Annotated in this window: 20 protein-coding genes and 1 pseudogene; 9 read left to right on the plus strand and 12 right to left on the minus strand. The window is 70.1% G+C overall.

What is annotated here, in order from left to right; translation table 11 throughout:
* Positions 1-8 precede the first annotated feature (8 nt).
* Together pruA and MYF83_RS32415 are read left to right on the plus strand one after the other, a co-directional pair.
* Complete coding sequence (gene pruA / locus MYF83_RS32410; protein WP_248964565.1) at positions 9-1,634, plus strand: L-glutamate gamma-semialdehyde dehydrogenase; 1,626 nt, start codon at positions 9-11, stop codon at positions 1,632-1,634.
* Positions 1,635-1,948: 314 nt separating this feature from the next.
* A complete protein-coding gene (locus MYF83_RS32415) occupies positions 1,949-3,064 on the plus strand; it encodes a sensor histidine kinase (RefSeq protein WP_248964566.1) in 1,116 nt (371 codons plus the stop codon).
* Positions 3,065-3,190: 126 nt separating this feature from the next.
* Here the strand turns inward: MYF83_RS32415 and MYF83_RS32420 are convergent, their stop codons facing one another.
* The 5 genes from MYF83_RS32420 to MYF83_RS32440 are packed head-to-tail and all read right to left on the minus strand — an operon-like array spanning position 3,191 to position 6,302.
* Positions 3,191-3,736: an NmrA family NAD(P)-binding protein gene (locus tag MYF83_RS32420; protein ID WP_279340371.1), complete on the minus strand. Its 546-nt coding sequence runs from the start codon at positions 3,734-3,736 to the stop codon at positions 3,191-3,193.
* Positions 3,737-3,795: 59 nt separating this feature from the next.
* The gene (locus tag MYF83_RS32425; protein ID WP_248964568.1) at positions 3,796-4,347 is read right to left on the minus strand and encodes a dihydrofolate reductase family protein; all 552 of its coding nucleotides are present in this window, start codon (positions 4,345-4,347) and stop codon (positions 3,796-3,798) included.
* Positions 4,344-5,126: an alpha/beta fold hydrolase gene (locus MYF83_RS32430; protein WP_248964569.1), complete on the minus strand. Its 783-nt coding sequence runs from the start codon at positions 5,124-5,126 to the stop codon at positions 4,344-4,346. The genes MYF83_RS32425 and MYF83_RS32430 overlap by 4 nt, the downstream gene beginning before the upstream one ends.
* A gap of 45 nt (positions 5,127-5,171) precedes the next feature.
* Positions 5,172-5,621, minus strand: coding sequence for a YdeI/OmpD-associated family protein (locus tag MYF83_RS32435; RefSeq protein WP_248964570.1), 450 nt, complete (start codon positions 5,619-5,621; stop codon positions 5,172-5,174).
* 3 nt (positions 5,622-5,624) lie between these two features.
* Positions 5,625-6,302, minus strand: a complete 678-nt coding sequence (locus MYF83_RS32440) for a DUF998 domain-containing protein (RefSeq protein WP_248964571.1) — start codon at positions 6,300-6,302, stop codon at positions 5,625-5,627.
* Positions 6,303-6,409: 107 nt separating this feature from the next.
* On the opposite strand from MYF83_RS32440, the gene MYF83_RS32445 reads away from it, so the two are divergent.
* Positions 6,410-9,076 (plus strand): AfsR/SARP family transcriptional regulator, encoded by a 2,667-nt coding sequence (locus MYF83_RS32445; protein WP_248964572.1) that lies wholly within the window; start codon positions 6,410-6,412, stop codon positions 9,074-9,076.
* A gap of 386 nt (positions 9,077-9,462) precedes the next feature.
* Positions 9,463-10,200 (plus strand): hypothetical protein, encoded by a 738-nt coding sequence (locus MYF83_RS32450; protein ID WP_248964573.1) that lies wholly within the window; start codon positions 9,463-9,465, stop codon positions 10,198-10,200.
* Between the two features lie 132 nt (positions 10,201-10,332).
* On the opposite strand, the gene MYF83_RS32455 is transcribed toward MYF83_RS32450, so the two are convergent.
* Positions 10,333-10,923, minus strand: a complete 591-nt coding sequence (locus tag MYF83_RS32455) for an SgcJ/EcaC family oxidoreductase (RefSeq protein WP_248964574.1) — start codon at positions 10,921-10,923, stop codon at positions 10,333-10,335.
* Positions 10,924-11,194: 271 nt separating this feature from the next.
* Here MYF83_RS32455 and MYF83_RS32460 point away from each other — a divergent pair, with 271 nt between their 5' ends.
* Both MYF83_RS32460 and MYF83_RS32465 read left to right on the plus strand, forming a co-directional pair.
* Positions 11,195-12,085, plus strand: a complete 891-nt coding sequence (locus MYF83_RS32460) for an NAD(P)-dependent oxidoreductase (RefSeq protein ID WP_248964575.1) — start codon at positions 11,195-11,197, stop codon at positions 12,083-12,085.
* Between the two features lie 49 nt (positions 12,086-12,134).
* Complete coding sequence (locus tag MYF83_RS32465) at positions 12,135-12,890, plus strand: SDR family oxidoreductase (protein WP_248964576.1); 756 nt, start codon at positions 12,135-12,137, stop codon at positions 12,888-12,890.
* A gap of 50 nt (positions 12,891-12,940) precedes the next feature.
* Here MYF83_RS32465 and MYF83_RS32470 read toward each other — a convergent pair whose 3' ends face one another.
* The 4 genes and pseudogenes from MYF83_RS32470 to MYF83_RS32485 all read right to left on the minus strand — a co-directional run.
* On the minus strand, positions 12,941-13,105 hold the full coding sequence (locus tag MYF83_RS32470; RefSeq protein ID WP_248964577.1) for a hypothetical protein: 165 nt from the start codon (positions 13,103-13,105) through the stop codon (positions 12,941-12,943).
* A 117-nt stretch (positions 13,106-13,222) separates the two neighbouring features.
* Complete coding sequence (locus tag MYF83_RS44005) at positions 13,223-14,443, minus strand: right-handed parallel beta-helix repeat-containing protein (RefSeq protein WP_248964578.1); 1,221 nt, start codon at positions 14,441-14,443, stop codon at positions 13,223-13,225.
* Positions 14,444-14,625: 182 nt separating this feature from the next.
* The gene (locus tag MYF83_RS32480; RefSeq protein WP_248964579.1) at positions 14,626-14,964 is read right to left on the minus strand and encodes a hypothetical protein; all 339 of its coding nucleotides are present in this window, start codon (positions 14,962-14,964) and stop codon (positions 14,626-14,628) included.
* 147 nt (positions 14,965-15,111) lie between these two features.
* Positions 15,112-15,483 (minus strand): annotated as a pseudogene (locus tag MYF83_RS32485) (glycosyltransferase); the annotation flags it as partial.
* Between MYF83_RS32485 and MYF83_RS43240 the strand changes: the two are divergent.
* The 3 genes from MYF83_RS43240 to MYF83_RS32495 all read left to right on the plus strand — a co-directional run bounded on the left by MYF83_RS43240 (position 15,484) and on the right by MYF83_RS32495 (position 17,718).
* Positions 15,484-15,609, plus strand: coding sequence for a hypothetical protein (locus MYF83_RS43240; protein WP_279340372.1), 126 nt, complete (start codon positions 15,484-15,486; stop codon positions 15,607-15,609).
* A 143-nt stretch (positions 15,610-15,752) separates the two neighbouring features.
* A complete protein-coding gene (locus MYF83_RS32490; protein WP_248964580.1) occupies positions 15,753-17,351 on the plus strand; it encodes a PP2C family protein-serine/threonine phosphatase in 1,599 nt (532 codons plus the stop codon).
* Positions 17,344-17,718 (plus strand): anti-sigma factor antagonist, encoded by a 375-nt coding sequence (locus tag MYF83_RS32495; RefSeq protein WP_248964581.1) that lies wholly within the window; start codon positions 17,344-17,346, stop codon positions 17,716-17,718. Before MYF83_RS32490 ends, MYF83_RS32495 begins: the two co-directional genes overlap by 8 nt.
* A gap of 6 nt (positions 17,719-17,724) precedes the next feature.
* Here the strand turns inward: MYF83_RS32495 and MYF83_RS32500 are convergent, their stop codons facing one another.
* A complete protein-coding gene (locus MYF83_RS32500; RefSeq protein WP_308201532.1) occupies positions 17,725-18,141 on the minus strand; it encodes a PPOX class F420-dependent oxidoreductase in 417 nt (138 codons plus the stop codon).
* 39 nt (positions 18,142-18,180) lie between these two features.
* Entirely contained in the window at positions 18,181-18,924 is a 744-nt protein-coding gene (locus MYF83_RS32505) for a lysophospholipid acyltransferase family protein (RefSeq protein ID WP_248964583.1), read from the minus strand.
* Positions 18,925-18,965 lie beyond the last annotated feature (41 nt).

Here is an 18,965-nt window from a genome sequence, read left to right on the forward strand (position 1 = left end):
GGTCTTCCATGGATGCCGTCAGCAACGTCCCCGTCCCGGCCAACGAGCCGGTGTACGGCTACGCACCCGGCAGCGCCGAGCGGTCCGCGCTGGAGAGCCGGATCAAGGAGCTGTCCGGGACCACGATCGACCTGACGATGACGATCGGCGGCGAGCGTCGCATGGCCTCGGGCGCCTCGATCGACGTCGTCCAGCCGCACAACCACGCCCACGTGCTCGGCCGTGCGGCCGACGCCTCCGGCGCCGACGTGCGCGCCGCCATCGACGCCGCGCTCGCGGCCGCGCCGGCCTGGCGGGCGCTGTCGTTCGACGAGCGCGCCGCGATCTTCCTCAAGGCCGCCGACCTGCTGGCCGGGCCGTACCGCGCGACGCTGAACGCGGCCACGATCCTCGGCCAGTCGAAGTCGGTGCAGCAGGCGGAGATCGACGCCGCGTGCGAGCTGATCGACTTCCTGCGCTTCAACGTGTCCTTCGCACGGCAGCTGCTCAACGAGCAGCCGATCTCGTCGCCGGGCGTGTGGAACCGGATGGAGTACCGGCCGCTGGAAGGCTTCGTGCTGGCGATCACGCCGTTCAACTTCACCGCCATCGCCGGAAATTTGCCGACTTCTGCGGCATTGATGGGAAATGTCGTCGTCTGGAAGCCGTCGCCGACGCAGCAGTTCGCCGCGCACTTCACCATGCGCCTGCTGGAGGAGGCCGGGCTGCCGCCGGGCGTCATCAACATGGTGACCGGCAACGGCGCGGCCGTCTCCGAGGTCGCGCTCGCCGACCCCCACCTGGCCGGCATCCACTTCACCGGCTCCACCGCCACCTTCCAGCACCTGTGGGGCACCGTCGGCGCCAACATCGGCTCCTACCACGGCTACCCGCGCCTGGTCGGCGAGACCGGCGGCAAGGACTTCGTGCTCGCCCACCCCTCCGCCGACCCCGCCGTGCTGTCGACGGCGCTGATCCGCGGCGCGTTCGAATACCAGGGCCAGAAGTGCTCGGCGGCGTCCCGGGCGTACGTCCCGCGCTCCATCTGGTCGGCGATCCGCGACGACGTCGTCGCGACCGCCGAGTCCCTGACCGTGGGCGACGTGGCCGGCGACCTGTCGACGTTCATGGGCGCCGTCATCGACTCCCGCGCCTTCGCCAAGCACAAGGCCGCCATCGACCGGGCCCGCGCCACCGAGGGCATCGAGGTGCTCACCGGCTCCTACGACGACTCCACCGGCTACTTCGTCAAGCCGGCCATCCTCGAGGGCGCCGACCCCGCCGACGAGATCTTCGTCAAGGAGTACTTCGGCCCGATCCTGGCCGTGCACGTGTACGACGACAGCCGGTTCGACACCGTCCTGGACCAGATGGAGAGCGTGTCGCCGTACGCGCTGACCGGCTCGATCATCGCCCAGGACCGGTACGCCATCGCCTCGGCGGCCGAGCGGCTGCGCTTCGCGGCGGGCAACTTCTACATCAACGACAAGCCCACCGGCGCGGTCGTCGGCCAGCAGCCCTTCGGCGGAGCCCGCGCCTCCGGCACCGACGACAAGGCCGGCTCCATCTTCAACCTCGTCCGCTGGGTCAGCGCCCGCGCCATCAAGGAGACCTTCGTCCCGCCGACCAACCACCGCTACCCCCACATGGGCTGACCTCCCCGGCCCGGAACGGGCGGGCGAGCCGCCGCACAGCACCCGGGCCATCAAGGGCACCTTCGTCCCCGGCCCCGGATGGACAACGACGCCCGGGTCTCCAGTCGGAGACCCGGGCGTCACCCGTTCCCGCCACCTTCGCCACCTGAGGTATGGCCACCGCCACGGACAAGTCGATACAGCGCATGCGATCGGGCTATGACCAGCAGCGCGGTCAGGGTACGGCAGAGCGGCACCAAACGGGCCGCAAGCAATATGACAACCAGCAGGTCAGGCCGCAAACTAGCAGTATGGGGGGGAAATGGGGCGACTTCGTGGCCCGGTACCGCGATGTACTCATCGACGTGTTACTGGCCGCGGCCGTTCTCGCGTTCACCATCCCGACGACGGTCATCGGTTACTCCTTCTCCCTGTGGGGGCCCGTACCGGACTGGATCGAGTTCCTCATCGGGGCGATCACGGCGGCGACCATGCTGGTACGGCGCCGCACCCCCTGGCCGGCGATCATCGCCTCGGCCGCATGCGCCTGCCTCACCGGGCAGACCGTGCCGATGATCCTCGCCGTCTACTCGATGACGGCCGAGCACAGGATGCGCCGATGGCAGTATGTCGCCCTGGCTCTCACAGCCGTGTACATCGTGGTCGACTATACGAATCCCCACACGGACAAGGTCGTCTATCTCAGCATGGTGCGCGCGCTGACGCTCATCTATCTGCCCGCGCTGGTGGGGACCTGGGTGCACGGCTACCGGCGGCTGATCCGCGACCTGCGAACCGGAGTGCGCGAGCGCGAGGAGCACGCCGCCTCCGAGGAGCGCCGCAAGATCGCCAGAGAGTTGCACGACACCGTGACCCACGCGGTCACCGCCATGGTCCTCACGGCGGGCATCATCCAGGGCGCCGAGGAACCCAGTGAGATCAGCGAGCTGACGGCCCACATCGAAGACAAGGGTGTCCAGGCGCTCAGCGAACTGCGTGAACTTCTCACGGTGCTCCGTCACGAGGACCTGCCCAGGACCCAGGGGGTCGGGGGGATCACGCGCCTGGTGAAGGAGGAGCAGGCCACCGGGCTGGAGGTCAGCCTCCACCTCGACGTGCCCCCTGGGACGCTGCCGAGGCAGGTCGCACACGCGTGCTACCGGCTCGTCCAGGAGGGACTCAGCAACATACGCAAGCACGCGCCCAACTCCCAGGTGCGGGTCTCCTGTGAGCTCAGCGGCGACCACGTGACCGTGTCCGTGGTCAACAGCGCGGACCGCGGCGGGGAAGCGGTCCGGGCGGCGCCCTCCCTCGGGGGCGGCTACGGTCTGGCCGGCGTCAGGGAGCGGATCGTCCTCGCAGGCGGCAAGCTCGTTTCCGGACCGACTTCCGAGGGTGGCTTCGCGCTCGTGGCCCAGCTCCCCCTGCCTCTTGGCAAGGAGAAGGCCTGACCCGCCTCCGCATCGAGAGCTGACAGACCGAGTACGGCGGCGCACACCCTCCGCTCAGAACGAGGCGTGTGCGGGGGCTACCACCCGACCGGGGGATGTGGCGGCGGATCTTCGAACTGCTCCTCTCTAGACGACGCCCGGCCTGCCGGCGTGCTTTTCGGCGCGTTCAGCGGCGAAGAACGTCTCGATCCGGGCCGCCCCGGTCCGGTCCAGCCAGGTACGGAAGTCCGCCAAGCCGGGGTGGATTCGTCGCGCGGCGGCCACGTCGGCCCGGTAGCCGCGCTCGTTGAGCCACTCGTAGGCGTACGCGAACTCCTCGCCGACCTGCCGGATCACCTCGATCGGGAGCTGCACGTACGGCACGGTCCGCCCGATCGCCCGCCCGATGGCCTCGGTGATCCGCCGTGGGGTCAGCTCGTCACCGGCCAGGTCGATCGTCCGGCCGATCCATTCGCTCGGCCGGGCGAAGGCCAGCGCGGTGAACACGCCGACGTCGTCGACGGCCATGACCTGCTGCGGCACGTCCGGCTCGAACGCGGTGGTCACGGTGCCGTCGCGCAGGTGGTAACCGCCGGTGTAGTTCTCCATGAAGGCCTGCGGCGAGCAGCGGGTGGCGGTATTGGGTCCTGCGCGATGGCCGGCCCCGCTCGAAACGTAGGGTCGCCTCGTCATAGTGCGGACACCCTTGTAGCCGGTATCCCGGTGCGGAATACCGGCTACAAGGGTGTCCTCTACTGGGGAACCGCCGGCTGATAGGTCAGGTGGACGACGCCGGTCTTGAAGACCTCAGAGCCGGCCAGGCGTAGTGACTTGTTCAAGCCGCCCTCCTCGAAAAGCCGCCCGCCGCGGCCGAGGACCACCGGGTGAACCAGCAGCTGGAGTTCGTCCAGGACGTCGTCGTGCAGGAGTGAGCGGATCAGGGTGGGGCTGCCGGCGATGGTGATGTTGCGGCCGGGCTGCTGCTTGAGCTTGGTGAGCTCGTCGGCGGCGCTGCCGCTGATCAGGGTGCTGTTCTGCCACGTCACGGTGTTCAGGGTGGTGGAGGCGACCAGTTTGGGCATCGTGTTGATCCGGTCCGCGAGCGGCACTTCGCTGCCGCGTTGGGGCCAGGAGCCGGCGAACGCCTGGTAGGTGGTCCGGCCCAGAAGCAGGATGTCGGACTGGTGGAACTGCTCGGCGACCACTTCGGCCATCCGCTCGTCGTAGTAGGGAAAGTGCCAGTTCTCAGGGGCTTGCATGACGCCGTCGACGGACACGAACAGCTGCGCGACGATCTTCCTCATCGGTTCGCGCCAAAGAACTCGGTGACGGCGGGGGCGATGGCCGCCGCGTCGACGTTGTGGGGTTGGCCGTGCAGCGTGGTGCGGTGGGCGTCGGGCAGGGCATCGGCGATCGCCTCGGCCGCGGCGGTGATCCAGGGGGTGGTCGCGCCGTCTATGACGAGGGTGGGGATGGTGATGGTCTTCAGTGCCTCGGAGGGCAGGCCGAAGTCTGCGGCGACGTCGGCGTCGTAGGCCAGGCAGCTCGCCCCGGCCGCCATCGCCTCCCAGAACGGAGCGGCCTTCATGCCTTCGACGAACCCGGCGGGCATGAGCGCGGCCTTGAGCATGAACAGTTCCATCATGTCGCCGAAGCGGCCTTGGGCCCGTAGGGCGTACTGCTGGTCGCGGTAGTCGGCGGGGACGGGCTCGCGGGTACCGGGCAGAATGTAAGGGACCTCCCATAGGGCCAGCTTGGTGATGGGCAGGCCGCGGGCGGCGGCCTGGATCGCGATCATTGCGCCGCCGGAGGTGCCGTAGACCATCGCGGACCCGCCGGCCTCGGTGATCAGGGCCTGGAGGTCGTCGAACTCGCGGTCGACCGAGTACGCAGCGGTGTCTACGGTTTCACCGCGGCCGCGCCGGTCGTAGCTGTAGATGGTGAAGTGTTCGGCCAGCAGTGCGGCCAGCGGCGATTCGGCTGTCCGATCGACCGGCCCTCCGCCGATCACGATGACCGCCGGGCCTGAACCGATGCTGTCGTAGGCGATGCGAGTGCCGTCCTGGGAGGTGACGAAGGTCATGATGATCTCTTCCGATTCGTTGGGCAGTGGGTGGGACTGGGCTGGTTAGCGGATGTTCCCGGCGGCCAGGGTGGCGACGGATTTGTCGATGCGTCGCTGGCGGGTCGCGTCGGTCTTGGCGCCGTCGATCGACAGGACGTGGGCGCGGCGGTTGCTGTAGGAGAGCCGGTCGAAGAGGTTCCTGGCTGCCGGTTCGCGGTCGAGGGCCGCCGCGAAGTCGGCCGGAACGGCGACCTCGCGCGGTTCGGTGTCGAGCTGCAGGTCGATCTCGATGGTGTCGCCTGCCGCCACGCCGGTCTGCTGCCGGACGTCGGCGTTCAGGCCGAGCATGTAGGTGCCGTTCATCGGCGCCACCGAGTTGCGGAAGGTGTGGCCGGCGATGGTGAGGCGAACTTTCGGCCGCTTCCCGCCGCCGAGGGCTTCGACGATCTCGGCGGGCACTTCGATCCCGGTGGTGGTTTTGCCGCTGCTCAGGACGATGGTGTGGAACCTCATGACTTAGGCCGCCTGTCGCATCAGGTGGGCGGAGGTGGCGCAGATCCAGGCCCAGCCCAGCACCATGGCCACGGTGAAGGCGAGGTTGATGACGGCGTTCCCTGGGCCGGACGCGATCCCGGCGAAGGCGGCGAAGAAGACGATCCCGGTAGCCCCGCTGTAGATCGCCCATCCGCGGCGGCCAAGGGCGGCGTAGGCGCGGGCGAACACCAGGCAGGCGCCGATCAGCCCGAGGAAGCCGATTCCGCCGCCGACGAAGTGCAGCAGACCGTGCCAGCTGACTGGCCCGGGCCCCTCAGGCGTTCCGACCGGGAAGCCCAGGGCCGGGTCGGCTCGGAAGATCCCGCCAGCGATCAGGCCTCCGCCGTACAGTGCCATCAGCCGTGGCCCCCAGACGCGGCCCCTGCCCGCCCGCACGGCCCGCCGCATTCCGACCGCGGCGGCGATGGTCATCAGGCCCGCCAGGATGAGGTTGGCGATCTGGATCCAGCCGGGGCCGCCGTTGGCCAGCAGACTGGCCGGGTGCCGGGTGAGGTCGAACCCGTCGCGGGTCAGTGCCTGCACGCCGGTCACGACCACATACAGCGGACCTGCGACCACTCCCCAGCCCAGCAGGGACTTGGTGATCCGGGCCTGAGGCGAGCAGTTGGTACGGCGGGCGGTTGTGGTGATGGCGGTCATCTCGGGGTTCCTTCCGTCTGTCTTGCTGATGTCCACAGCTTGTCGGCGGAGGCTTCAGAACGGCTTTAGAACTACTTCCGGGCGGCCTTGGACCACTAGCCTGAGGCATGCGATTTGGCGTACTTGGTCCGCTTGCCGTCTGGACAGATGACGGTGCACTGGTTCGGGTTCCCGACACGAAGGTCCGCGCCCTGCTGGCCGACCTGCTCCTGGGAGAGGGCCGCCCGGTGTCGATCAGCGCCCTCATCGATGATCTGTGGGGCGATGAGCTTCCGGCCAATCCCACCAGCACCCTGCAGACCCGCGTCTCCCAACTGCGGCGGGCGCTGGAGGAGGCGGAGCCGGGAAGCCGGGACCTGGTGGTGACCCAGCCACCGGGCTATGTGCTGCGAGTAGCGGACGACGCGGTGGACGTGAGCCGGTTCCGTGGGCTGGCCCAGCGTGCGCGGACAGTCGCCGAGCCACGTACCCGCGGGTCGCTTCTCGCCGACGCTCTAGCGCTGTGGCGGGGACCGGCCTTCGCCGACGTATCCGAAGCGCCCTTCGCCCGCGCGGCCATCGACCGGCTCGCAGAGGAGCGGATGGTCGTCATCGAGGAGCACGCCGAGGCCCGCATGGAGCTGGGAGAGCACCATCTGCTGTCAGCCGAGCTCGCCGAGGTCGTGGCCGGACATCCGTTACGGCAGCGCCTGCGCGCCATCTACATGCGCGTGTTGTACCGGTCAGGACGGCATAGCCAGGCGCTGGAGACCTACCATGACCTCCGTACCCGCCTGGCCGACGAGTTGGGCCTGGACCCCGCCGCCGACCTCGTCAGCCTCCACCAGGCGATCCTCAGCCAGGATCCCGCGCTGGCCGCGGTACCGGCAAAGGCGTCGGCTCAGACGAATCTGCCCGCCGCCATGACCGAGTTGATCGGCCGGGCCGCGGCAGTGGAACGTGTTCGGGCCCGCCTGCGCAGCGGCAGGCTCGTGACGCTCACCGGGCCGGGTGGCGTGGGCAAGACCAGCCTGGCCCTGGAGATCGCCCGGGATCTGGACGACGCCTGGCTGGTGGAGCTGGCCGCCCTCGACGGCTCCGCCAGTGAGCAGGAGCTCCTCCAGGCGATCGGGAACCTCACCCAGCCCGACGGGGAGCGCGTGCTGGTCCTGGACAACTGCGAGCACGTGGTGGAGCAGATCGCCGCAGTGGCCGACAGGCTGCTGCGGACCGCTCCGCAGCTGCGGATCCTGGCCACCAGCCGCGAACCCCTGGGCATCCTCGGCGAGCAGGTGTGGCCGGTCCCGCCGCTCGACCTGCCGTCCTCGGCCACCGACTCCGGCGCCGTGGCGCGATCCAGCGCCATCCAGCTGTTCGTGGCCAGGGCCACCGCGGCCAAGCCCGACTTCCAGCTCACTGCCGCCAACACGGCGGCCGTGGTGGAGATCTGCCGCAGACTCGACGGCCTGCCCCTCGCGCTCGAACTGGCCGCGACCCGCGTCCGCGCCCTGGAGATCCACGATCTCGCCGCGCGTCTCGACGATCGTTTCCGGGTGCTGGCCACCGGCCGTCGCGGCGCGCCGGACCGGCAGCGGACGTTGCAGGCCATGATCGAATGGAGCTGGGACCTGCTCACCGAGCCAGAACAGGCCGTGCTGCGCCGACTGGCCATCCACCCCGAGGCGTGGAGCCTGCAGGCGGCGGAGGCGATCTGCCCCGGTGACGTCGCCGACCTGCTCACCCGCCTCGTCGATCGTTCCCTGGTCTGGCCGCTGACCGAGACGACCGGCTCCCGGTACCGGCTCCTGGAAACCGTCCGGGCCTTCTGCCTGGACCGCCTGCGCGACTCGGGCGAGTTGGAGGAGACCCGCAGGCAGTACCTCGCCTATTACGAGGAGCTGACAGGCCGCAACGAGCCACGGCTTTACGGGCACGGCGGCCTGCTCATCCAGGCCAGCGACCTCTACCGTGAGCCACACCCGGCAACGGGCGCCCCGGACAGCGGGGCGCAGAGCGGAGCCAAGGCCACCGCCACCGCGGCCGACGGCACGATTATCGCCGTCGAGCGATGGGGCCAAGGCCCGCCCCTCATCCTGGTCGGCGGCGCACTGAACGAGCGGACGGACTTCACCGCGCTGGCCGTACGGCTAGCACCGCGGTTCACCGTGATCACCTATGATCGCCGCGGTCGCGGTGGGAGCGGGGACACCGAGCCGTATACGGTCGCCCGGGAGATTGAGGACCTGGCAGCCGTCATCGGCCAGGACGGTGAGTCCGCCTTCGCCCTCGGCGTCTCCTCAGGCGCCGTCCTGATCGCCGAGGCGGCTGCGCGCAGCGTGCCGATCACCGCACTGGTGTTGATCGAGCCGCCCTTCATGCTCGACGACGCCCGCGCAGCCCTACCCCTGGACTTCAGCGCGCAGCTCGACAAGCTCGTACGGGCAGATCGCCGAGGCGACGCGGTCGAACTCTTCCTGACCACCGCTGTGGAGATGCCGGCCGAGGTCATCGCCGCGATGCGCTCGGCTCCCCAGTGGCGAAGCCTCGAAGCCATGGCCCACACCCTGGCCTATGACATGGCCGTGATGGGCGACTTCTCCCTGCCCATGCACTGGGCGGCCACTATCTCCGTCCCCACCTTGGTCATCGACGGCACCCACAGTGCCGCCTGGCGACGGGACGCCGCACAAACGGTCACCGACCTGCTGGCTCACGGTCGGCGCCACAGCGTGGACGCACCACACGACATGGCACCCGACATCCTGGCGCCCCTGCTGGAGCAGTTCCTCCTCTAAGACCCCGCCCGACGCGCCGGCCATGACGCCCACCGCGCCGCACACGCCGACACCGACCTGCTCAACGCCATCGCGGCAGGCCACAGCCCGATCGAATCGTTGGTCCCGATCTCCCTCGGCCTCCCACCCTCGTCGTGGACACCTCTGACGGCTACCAGCCCGACCTCGCCGCCACCGCCCAACCGACTCCCGGACTGACAGCCCCCCACCTCGACGGCACCCAGCCCGCGGGTTCCAACGGCGAGGACACCTCCGCCGAGCAGATCCTGGCCGCCCGTGCCGCCGTCGCCCCGGGAAGCCGAGACCCACCTCACACTATTGACCCCGGTATCGAGGTGGCTGGAGGGTGTCGGTGTCAGGGGGATCGGCGTCGACGGGTGGGGCTTGTGGAGACGGATCAGGAAAGGCTCGTCCTGCGCGAGCCGTACGCGTCGATCGTGTTATGGGGACGGGTGCTGCTGCTCGTCGTGCTGCTGTGGGGTGGGCTGGTGAGCGTGCTGAGCACAAGTCCCCCGCCCCGCTCCGTCGAGGAGTTCCAGGCCGCGTTGCGGGCGGGCGAGGTCACCTACATCATCGAGCGGGGGTCGGGCCCGTCCTTGAACGACCTGCGCTGGTCCGCCGGGCCGCTGTTCTGGTACCGGGTGGACGGGCTCTGGCACGTGGACGAGCAGGGCGTCGCCGTCTACGAGTCGGCCGATCTGGCGAAGGACCTGTACGCCGCGAAGGCGCGGCCGTTCGTACGGCACGAGAACAACGGCAACAACTCGCAGGGGATCTTCCCCGACTGGCCCTTCCAGGTGCCGGTGGCGCACGTGGGGTGGCTGGCCGGGGGCGCCTACGTTCTGGCCTTCCTCGGCATGCTGGGCACGGCGCGGCCCCGCATCGGCAACCGCTGGGCGTGGTTCTGGCTCTTCACGGTCGGCCAGGTCGGGGCGATCCTGTTCCTGATGCTGGAGCCCCGGCCTGTGTGGTGGGGAGTCCACGAGGAGCTGCCCAGGTCTTCCCAGATGGGCGGCAGGATGGGGTGCCTGGTCTCCATTGGCGTCGCGATCGTCACCGGCCTGGCCGCGTTCGCGATCGGCGAGGCGGTGAGGCTGCTGGTTTCGGTGGCGACCGGCCCATGAGCCCCGCCGCACGCACCGGCCGCCGGCCTCACCGAGCGGGCGCTCAGCCTCATCGGCTGAGCGCCGTCGCCCGCGAGGCCGGCCCGCCGCCGTCAGAGCCGGTCCGGAGCGGCGAGGCCGGCGACGGCCTTTCTAGAACGGTCGCTGCCGCCCGTCCTCGGGGTGGACGAGCGTGTTGTGGAAGGACTCGATCAGCCATTTGCCCTGGCGCTTGACGACGATGCTGCTGTTGATCGACAGGGTGACCGGGCTGCAGGTCGTCTCCGCGCCGTACAGCACGCAGTCCTTCCTGATGATGATCGCCATCGTGGGCGACACGCGGCGGATCTGCTCGGCCAGCCGGAGGATGCGGGTGTTCTTGAGCTGGTTGTTGAAGTAATGCTGGATCCGGGCGGCTATGACGGTACGGCCGTGCAGATGCTCGCCCCTGATGTTGATGAGGTCGGCGTCGGGGGTGTACATCGAGGCGTACGCGTTGGCGTCTCCCCGCGCCCAGGCGGCCGCCTGCCGCTTCCAGATCTCGCCCATGGCGATGAGGTCGGGATCGGAACGGCCCGCCCGGGGCTCCGGCCCGCCGGCCGGCGCCGTGGCCTGCCCCGTACCGGTGACGCCGCCGGCCGGTGTCAGGGCCGCCGCCGGCGTCACGGCGCAGAGGAACGCCATCCCCGCTCCGCCGATGAGAACCAGGCCGCCGGCCCATTTCCTGTGTTGGTGAATGCGCATTCATGCCCCCGTTTACGTGCACCTGCAGCAAACATATATGCGCTTCGCCTTATTAGCGGCTAACACGACCACGTGTCCTCTTGACCGCCAGGGGATATCACGGTACTCCCCCCCTTTCAGCAGCATGTCCGGACAAGGACGACCTGTTACCTCCGATTATGGATATCGCACCGCAGCTCCCCCAACGAACCTTCATCTCGGCCTTTCTCCAGCGAGTCTTCGCCGCCGCCGGTGAAAGGCCCGCGACAATGGCGGCAAGGGGGGATGACATATGCAGATAGCCGTCCTTGGGATGGGCAACATGGGCCGGGCGGTGGCCGGGCGCCTGGTCTCGCACCGGCACGAGGTCACGGTCTGGAACCGGACGCCGGGGAAGGCCGCGGAGGTGATCGAAGCCGGCGCGACAGAGGCGTCGTCGCCGGCGGAGGCCGCGCAGGGCGTCGACGCGGTGATGATGTCGCTCGCCGACGATCGGGCCGCCCTCGAGGTCATGGGACAACTGACCGGGCTCGGATCCGGCCCGGACGCGCCGATCATCGTCGACATGAGCACCGTCGCACCGGACACCTCCCGCAAGCTCGCGGACATGGCACCAGGAAACCGGTTCGTGGCCGCGCCGATCATCGCGGCGCCGAAGACCGTTCTTGAGGGCATGGCCTCGGGCCTGCTGGGCGGCGACCGGCGCCTGGTCGACCACCTGGAGCCGCTCTGGTCGCGGATCTTCAACGTCCACTGGTACTGCGGCGAGGACCCCGGCAGCGCGGCGACGTTCAAGCTGCTCAACAACTACCTGCTGATGGCCGAGATCGCCCTGGTCGCCGAGGTGGTGGCCACGGCGGAGGCCGCGGCGCTCGACACCAAGCTGCTGCGCGAGGTCCTCGACCAGTGGCCCACCATCCCGGTCGGCATCCGCAACCGGCTCGACGACCTCATCAGCGGCGACCACCGGGGATGGTTCTCCACCCGGCTCGGCGCCAAGGACGTCGGGCACCTGGTGCAGGTGGCGGAGTCCAACGGGCTCGAGCTGCCCATCGCCCGGCTGGTCGGGCAGCGGTACGAGCAGGCGGCGGAGCACGCGGGGAGCCAGGCCGACATCGCCGCGGTCGTGGAGGTGCTCCGCGCCGAGCGCCGGCCGAAGCCGTCGACCGCGAGCCCGGCATGAGCCGGGAGATCGCCGGGGCGGCCGAGAACGCGCGAAACGGCAGGCGGCCATGACGGGCGACGGCGCCACCCGGCGCGCGACGGCGCTGGTCACAGGCGGCAACCAGGGAATCGGGCGCGAGATCGTCGCGCAGCTGGCCGGGCGGGGCATGACCGTGCTGCTCGGCGCCAGGGATCTGGGCCGGGGCGAGGAGGCCGCGGCCGGCCTGCGGTCCCGCGAGGCCGACGTGCGCGCGGTCCAGCTCGACGTGACCGACGCCAAGTCGGTCGCGGCCGCCGCGCGACACGTCGACGAGGAGTTCGGCGTGCTCGACGTCCTGGTCAACAATGCCGGGATCCTCGGCGACGTCGCCGGGCAGGATCCCTGCGAGGCCGACCTGGACGTCATCAGGGAGGTGTTCGAGACCAACGTCTTCGGCGTGGTCCGCGTGACCACCGCGATGATCCCGCTGCTGCTGCTCTCGTCCGCGGGGCGCATCGTCAACGTCACCAGCGGCCTCGGTTCGCTGACACTGATGGGCGATCCGGCGGGCCACTTCGCCCGCCGGCCGCCCTCGGCGGCGTACGTCCCGTCCAAGACGGCGCTCAACTCGCTCACCGTGCAGTACGCCAATGCGCTCCGCCCGCACGGGATCCTCGTGAACGCGGCGGATCCCGGCCTGTGCGCCACCGCCTTCACCAGGGGCGTTCCCGGCGTCACGCGCAGCGCGGCCGACGGCGCCGCGATCGCGGTGCGGCTCGCCACCCTCGGCGACGACGGCCCGACGGGCGGCTGCTTCGGAGACGACGGCCCCATCCCGTGGTAGCGGCCGTCCCGGGGGTCTGGCAAATCAGGCCGCCCGGGACGGCACGGCCGTCAGCTAGCGGCGATCCACCAGGCGGACAGCAGGTGGAGGACGGCGAGCACCCCGGCGGTGACGACCACGCCGGGGACGCGTCGCAGGAGCCCGAGCATCGCGTCGGCCGCCTGTGCCAGGCCGGAGACCAACAGCAGCGGACCGAGCGCGGCCTGGCCGCACACGCCGGCCTGCCCACCTGAGAATGGACGCGGCCGGCGAGACGGACGAGGGCGGACGGCTCGATGGGACGGGGCGGACGCGGGGCGGCGCGGCGGACGGTCACCGTCCCGGGGAACGGATCAGTAGCCGCGGGTCAGGCGCACCCCGGATCCGGTGACGCGCGGGTTGCCGACGTTGTCGACGAGATTACCGGTGGAGGCGATGGACATCCCGTCGCCCTGCCCCTTCTCGAACAGCATCCCGGTCTCGCGCCTGGTCCCCTGGCCGAGGATGGTGTTGCCGGTCACCGAGGCGTGCCCCGTGCCGTAGTTGACCTCGTCGAGGGCGAGGTAGACGAAGTCGGTGTGCGGGGGCAGCGCGCCGGTGAGGGTACGGGCACGCACCGGAGGCGCCATCCCGAGCTTGCGCGCCTTGCCGTAGCCGGCGAGGACGTCCGGCGGCGGCAGGAACCGGTGGATCCGGTTGTTGGAGATCGTGGTGTTCGCCTCACCCTGCAGGTCGCAGCGGACACCGTAGTAGGTCTGGTTCGCGGCGCCCTCCCCACCGAAGTCCTCGATGTAGTTGTTCTGGATCGAGGTGCCGAAGCACCGGTGAGCGTCGATCGCGTGCTTCGGCGTCCCGTACAGGTGCAGGTCGCTGAACGTCCACCCGGCCGCGTTGTCCGATTCGATGGCGCTCGCGCCGCTGAAGCCGATCCAGGAGCGCTGGAAGGTCCAGTCGGTGACGGAGTTGCCCGGGTCGACCACCTTGAGACCCGAGCCGCCGGCCCCTTCGATGTCGACGTCGCTGATCACGCTGTTCACCATGGTGTTCCGCAGCAGGGTGCCGTTCTTGGACGGGTTGCTGATGCGGATGCCGTCGGAGGGCGCGCCGTAGATGTCGACGTCGTAGACTCGGGCGTTCCACGATCGCAGCATCAGGCCGACGGTGCCGGTGTTGTTGTCCCGGTTGCCGTCGAGCGTGAGCCGCTCGATGCGCACCGTGTCCGAGCTGTACTCGGCGTCGGTGACCCACGACTCGGAGGCCAGCATGGCCGGCAGGTTCGCGCCGTCCGCCTGTTTGATCACCGTTCCCGCCTTCGCGTCGCCGCGGTAGGTCCGGCGGTCGAGCAGGGTGATCGTCGCGTTGATCAGGCACGGTCCCTTGAAGACGACCTCGTCTCCGTCCTTGGAGGAGTCGATCGCGGCCTGCATGGTCTTCGCGTCGTCGGCCGTGTTCGCACAGGTGGCGTCCACCCGGGTGGCGGAGGCCGGGAGCAGCGGAAGGGCCACCGCGATGCCGGTGGCGGCCAGTGCCAATGCGAGGGCGCCCGCCACGGGGCGGAGGCGTAAGTGAGGCACGTTCTGTCCCCTTTGGAAGTCTGTTGGAAGAACTCGGGGGCAGAACGCGATCCGCGCGCGGAGATCCCCGTCTCCCGCAATGTCCCCGCTCGGGATCATCATGGCAGGTTCCCCGGCAATTCGTGATCTATCGGAAGCTCACGACGGCGTGCCGCCGGTACACGCCGGGAGGCCGACGGCCCTTAGACGAGATGGCCTGTACGGAAGGAGAAGCGGGCGACCTGAGGGGCCCAATCTCGATAGACCGTGAGTTCGGTCGGCAGCCGCGTGGTGCCGAGCGTGCGGCTGACGGCCGTGTCGAGCCGCTGCCATGCCGCGAGGTCTCGAGGCGGAGTGGGGTGCGGTCGCCGTCCTCGGTGGCCGTTCGGCGAGGCGGGGGTACGCAGATGGGCCCGGATGAGCTCCGGGAACGTGCCGGTCTGGGAACGGGCCATCAGGTACGGCTGCCAGCTCATCTCCGACACGCTGCCCAGGCTGCACCACATCGCGCCCAGGACCCAGGACGAATCACGCGCGGTCACCCACTACGGCCGGGATAACGCCGGCCTGGGGAACCGCAGCGACCGGACGAGGGGCATCTCCGCTGCCAGCACCTAATCGGATCCGGACGCAGAACCAGTGGAGCCCGAGGCGACGGTTCGCCTCGGGCTCCACCACGTACGCAGACGTCAGCAGCCCGCGGCAGACAGCACGACGTCGACGAGCCGGTCAGCCGCGTCAGGCCTACCGTGCGCCCGCGCCCGCTCCGCGATCGCGGCACGCCGACCCGGATCCGTAAGCAGCGGAGCCAGGGCCTGCCGCAGGGCCTCCGCGGAAACCTCGCCGAGCACGGCCACCGCGGCGCCGTCCTCGGCCAGGTGCCGCGCGTTGTGCGCCTGCTCGTTACCTGCGGAGGAGGCAAGGGGAACGAACATAGCCGCCTTGCCCAGCGCAGTCACCTCTGCGATCGTCCCCGCGCCGCTGCGGGAGATCAACACGTCCGCCAAGGCGAGGACGTCGGGCAGTTCGGGCCCGACGAAGCCGGTCAGCAGGTAGCGCGCATGCCCGAGGTCGAGCTGCTGCCACACTCGGCGTGGCCGGTCACCGCCGACGTCCTCGGCACCGGCACCGGCACCGGCACCGGCGCCGTGCCGCTGCCCTCCGCACGTCGCCGCCCGCCCGACTGAACGTGTTCGAGGGCGGGGCGGAGAAGGGATCCGCCGTTGGTAGGGTCGGTGAGGAGTCGTTCTCAGCAAGGGACCGGCGTCAACCTAAGGTGATACCCCCTCTCCGTGTACGGACGCGTGGCCTGTGGAAGTGGTGATGGCTCATGGATTGCGGTGAACGCGGTCTGCGTTCCACCCCCGTGGTCCCGTCATCGGACGCGGCGGGCGGATCCCCGGGAGCGGATACCGGCACGGTCTCCCTCATCCAGGCCGTGCTGGACGGCATTCCCGCGCAGTCGGCCTGGTACGCGCCAATCCGTGACCAGGACGGCCGGATCACCGACTTCGAGGTGCGGGCGGCCGGCCCGCACGCCAGGGACGTGCACGGCCGCACCGGCAAGGAGCTGATCGGCGTACGCGCCCTCGCGTCCTACCCCTCGGTCGCCGGAAGCTCCCTGTGGGAGGGCTACCTGCGGGCGATGGAGACCGGCGGCCCCGAGGAGATCGCCCGCTACGTGCACGTGGAGACGGTCGAGGGTGTCGCCCACCGTTCGACCTACACCGTCACGGCGACGCGCGTCGGCGGCGGGCTGCTCGCCGCCTGGGTCCGCGACGACGACGAGGCGCGGCTGGCGGCCCGGATGGCCCACACCGAGCGTCTGGGCGACCTGGGATGGGCCTACTGGAACCTGGCCACCGGCCAGGTCGAGTGGTCGGAGCACATGTACGCCATCCACGAGCGCGACCCCGCCGACGGGCCGCTCGACCTGGAGGGCTACGCCACGATCACGCACGCCGACGACCTGCCCCTGCTCCGTCAGGCGCTGGCCACCATCACCGGCACCGAGGGTGCCCACGAGTTCGAGGTCCGGGTGCACACCGGCGGCAGGCTGCGGCACCTCCGCATCGTCGGCGAGGCCAACCGGGACGCCGGCGGGCAGGCCCTCGAGGTCCACGGCGTGGCGCAGGACATCACCCACTGGCGGCACGCCAACGACCAACTCGCGCTCACCCAGCGGCGGCTGGAGGAGGAGCTCCTGCTCACCGCCGAACTGCAGCACATCATCATGCCGGTGCAGGAGAGCCTCCTCACCCTGCCCGGCCTGCGGGTGGGCGTGCGGTACGACGCCGCCCAGACGGCCCTGCTGGGCGGCGACTGGTACCAGGCGATGCGGCTGAGCGACGACCAGGTGCTGCTCGCCGTCGGTGACGTCGCGGGCAGCGGCCTGCCCGCCGCCTCGGCCATGGCCAAGCTGCGTCACGCGATCACCGGGCTGGCCTTCGCCGACCACGACCCCGACCGCATTCTCGTGGCGCTGAACCGGCTGCTGCGGTGCGTGCGGCCCGACGTGCTGGCCACCGCCGTGGTCGCCCGGTACAGGCCGGAGGACAGGACGCTGACCTTCACCCACGCCGGCCACCCGCCGATGCTGCTCGTGCGCGGGCACACGGTGCAGCGGGTGCTGCATCCGGGAGTGCTTCTCGGCGTCTTCGACGACGCCAGCTATACTCACGCCAACATACGGCTGGAGCCCGACGACATGTTGGTGATGTACACCGACGGTCTGATCGAACGCCCAGGTCGTGATCTTTATGAGGGGTTGGACATCTTGGCGGCGACCATCGCCGAGGTGGTGCGCGCAGCGCCCGCCGATCGGCTGTCCGCGGTCATGGAGGCCCTGGTGCCCAGCAACACCAGCGACGACACCTGCATTCTCGTCGCTCACGTGAAGCCGAACACCGAGGGAGTGCCCGATGTCTGACCTGCACGTCTCCACCGACTCTGCCCAGTTCGCCGCAGAGCGCCATGGGGAGATCGGGCTCCTGAAGCTGAAGGGCACCCTCGACTACACCGTCCGCCAGCCTCTCGAGGACTTCCTGGACCAGGCGTTCACCCGCTGCGGGCCCGACCTGGTCATCGACCTGCTCCAGCTCGACCTGCTGGACTCCAGGTCCACGGGGCTGCTCGTGAACTGCTGGAAGCGCTCCAGGGAAGGCGGCGGGTGGCTCGGGCTGGTCGCGGTGCAGCGCAGCGCGGCCAGGGTGCTGTGGATCACCGGCCTGGCCTCCCGCATCCCGGTGTTCACCACGGTCGAGGAGGCGCTGGCCGCCGCTCCGGCCCACCAGTGACCGGCGTCAGACGGCGATGTCGCGCTGGGCGATGACCTTGGCGATGTGGAGCCGCACCACGATCTGCCCCGGGACGCCGTTGCGCACGCCGAACTCCTCGGCGCGGTCCGCGCCCATGTAGCGCCCGCCGAGCACGGTCGCCCACTTGATCAGGTCGTCCAGCTCGTCGGTCAGGGTGACCGTGCCTTCCAGCATCACGAAGGCGTACGGCGGCCGGTCCTCATCGACGCACACGGCCGCTCGGGGGTCACGGCGCAGGCTCTTGGCCTTCTGGCCGGTGCCGCTGGTGGTGAACACCAGGTCGTCGCCGTCCAGGGCGAACCACACGGGGGTCACGTGCGGCCTGCCGTCCGCGCGCGTGATCGCGACCTTCGCCGTGCGCGTCCCCTCGGTCGCGAACGATCGCCACTCTCTGTCATTCATCAGTTCCATACCGTCACGGTACGGCATGGCCTCGGCGGGTCATGCCTTGCGGCGGGCCCGCCGTTCGGCGGCGTCCAGGGCGGCGGCCTCCTCGGGGGTCGGGGCGGCGCCGCCGAGGTGGGCGGGCTGCCACCAGGCGCCCTCTCCGTCGTCGGGGTAGGTGCGCTGGACCTGCTCCAGCCGTTCGGCCATCAAGGTCCGCAGGCCGGCGGTGACCTCCTCGAGGTCCTGGCCGGGCTTGGGGAACAGCGGCTCGCCCAGGTCGATCGTGATGGGGATGTGCCGCTGAGTCAGCCTCTTCGGGCGGCCCTTGGTCCACATCCGCTGCGTCCCCCACACCGTGACCGGGATCAGCGGCACCTCGGCGGTGGCCGCCATGCGGACGGCACCGTTCTTCAGATCCTTGATGGTGAAGGACCGGCTGATGGTGGCCTCGGCGAACACGCCGACCACCTCTCCGGCGCGCAGGTCCGCGACCGCCCGGCCGTAGGCTCCTGCGCCCGCCGACCGGTCCACCGGGATGTGGTGCATCGCCCGCATCAGCGGCCCGGACACCGGGTTGGCGAAGACCTCCTTCTTGGCCATGAACCGTACGAGACGGCGGGAGGGGAACGCGCCGTACCCGACGAAGATGAAGTCCAGGTAGCTGATGTGGTTGCTGACGAGCACCGCTCCGCCGCTTCGCGGCACCCGCTCGGCCCCCCTCACGTCGATTCTCAGGTCGAGCGCCTTGAACAGCGCGCGCGCCGTCGCGATCACCGGGGGGTACACGATCTCAGCCATGTCTGCACCGTAACCTACGCATCGGTAACCTGCGAGGCGGC

Origin of the sequence: Sphaerisporangium perillae, from assembly GCF_023276435.1 — a bacterium.
Taxonomy (GTDB): domain Bacteria; phylum Actinomycetota; class Actinomycetes; order Streptosporangiales; family Streptosporangiaceae; genus Sphaerisporangium; species Sphaerisporangium perillae.

Excerpts from the sequence above, each read along its gene's own strand:
- pruA (WP_248964565.1), top strand. The coding sequence starts at position 9 with ATGGATGCCGTCAGCAACGTCCCCGTCCCGGCCAACGAGCCGGTGTAC.
- MYF83_RS32420 (WP_279340371.1), bottom strand. The coding sequence starts at position 3,736 with ATGACGAGGCGACCCTACGTTTCGAGCGGGGCCGGCCATCGCGCAGGA.
- MYF83_RS32425 (WP_248964568.1), bottom strand. The coding sequence starts at position 4,347 with ATGAGGAAGATCGTCGCGCAGCTGTTCGTGTCCGTCGACGGCGTCATG.
- MYF83_RS32430 (WP_248964569.1), bottom strand. The coding sequence starts at position 5,126 with ATGACCTTCGTCACCTCCCAGGACGGCACTCGCATCGCCTACGACAGC.
- MYF83_RS32435 (WP_248964570.1), bottom strand. The coding sequence starts at position 5,621 with ATGAGGTTCCACACCATCGTCCTGAGCAGCGGCAAAACCACCACCGGG.
- MYF83_RS32440 (WP_248964571.1), bottom strand. The coding sequence starts at position 6,302 with ATGACCGCCATCACCACAACCGCCCGCCGTACCAACTGCTCGCCTCAG.
- MYF83_RS32445 (WP_248964572.1), top strand. The coding sequence starts at position 6,410 with ATGCGATTTGGCGTACTTGGTCCGCTTGCCGTCTGGACAGATGACGGT.
- MYF83_RS32455 (WP_248964574.1), bottom strand. The coding sequence starts at position 10,923 with ATGCGCATTCACCAACACAGGAAATGGGCCGGCGGCCTGGTTCTCATC.
- MYF83_RS32460 (WP_248964575.1), top strand. The coding sequence starts at position 11,195 with ATGCAGATAGCCGTCCTTGGGATGGGCAACATGGGCCGGGCGGTGGCC.
- MYF83_RS32465 (WP_248964576.1), top strand. The coding sequence starts at position 12,135 with ATGACGGGCGACGGCGCCACCCGGCGCGCGACGGCGCTGGTCACAGGC.
- MYF83_RS43240 (WP_279340372.1), top strand. The coding sequence starts at position 15,484 with ATGCCCGAGGTCGAGCTGCTGCCACACTCGGCGTGGCCGGTCACCGCC.
- MYF83_RS32490 (WP_248964580.1), top strand. The coding sequence starts at position 15,753 with ATGGATTGCGGTGAACGCGGTCTGCGTTCCACCCCCGTGGTCCCGTCA.
- MYF83_RS32495 (WP_248964581.1), top strand. The coding sequence starts at position 17,344 with ATGTCTGACCTGCACGTCTCCACCGACTCTGCCCAGTTCGCCGCAGAG.
- MYF83_RS32500 (WP_308201532.1), bottom strand. The coding sequence starts at position 18,141 with ATGAATGACAGAGAGTGGCGATCGTTCGCGACCGAGGGGACGCGCACG.
- MYF83_RS32505 (WP_248964583.1), bottom strand. The coding sequence starts at position 18,924 with ATGGCTGAGATCGTGTACCCCCCGGTGATCGCGACGGCGCGCGCGCTG.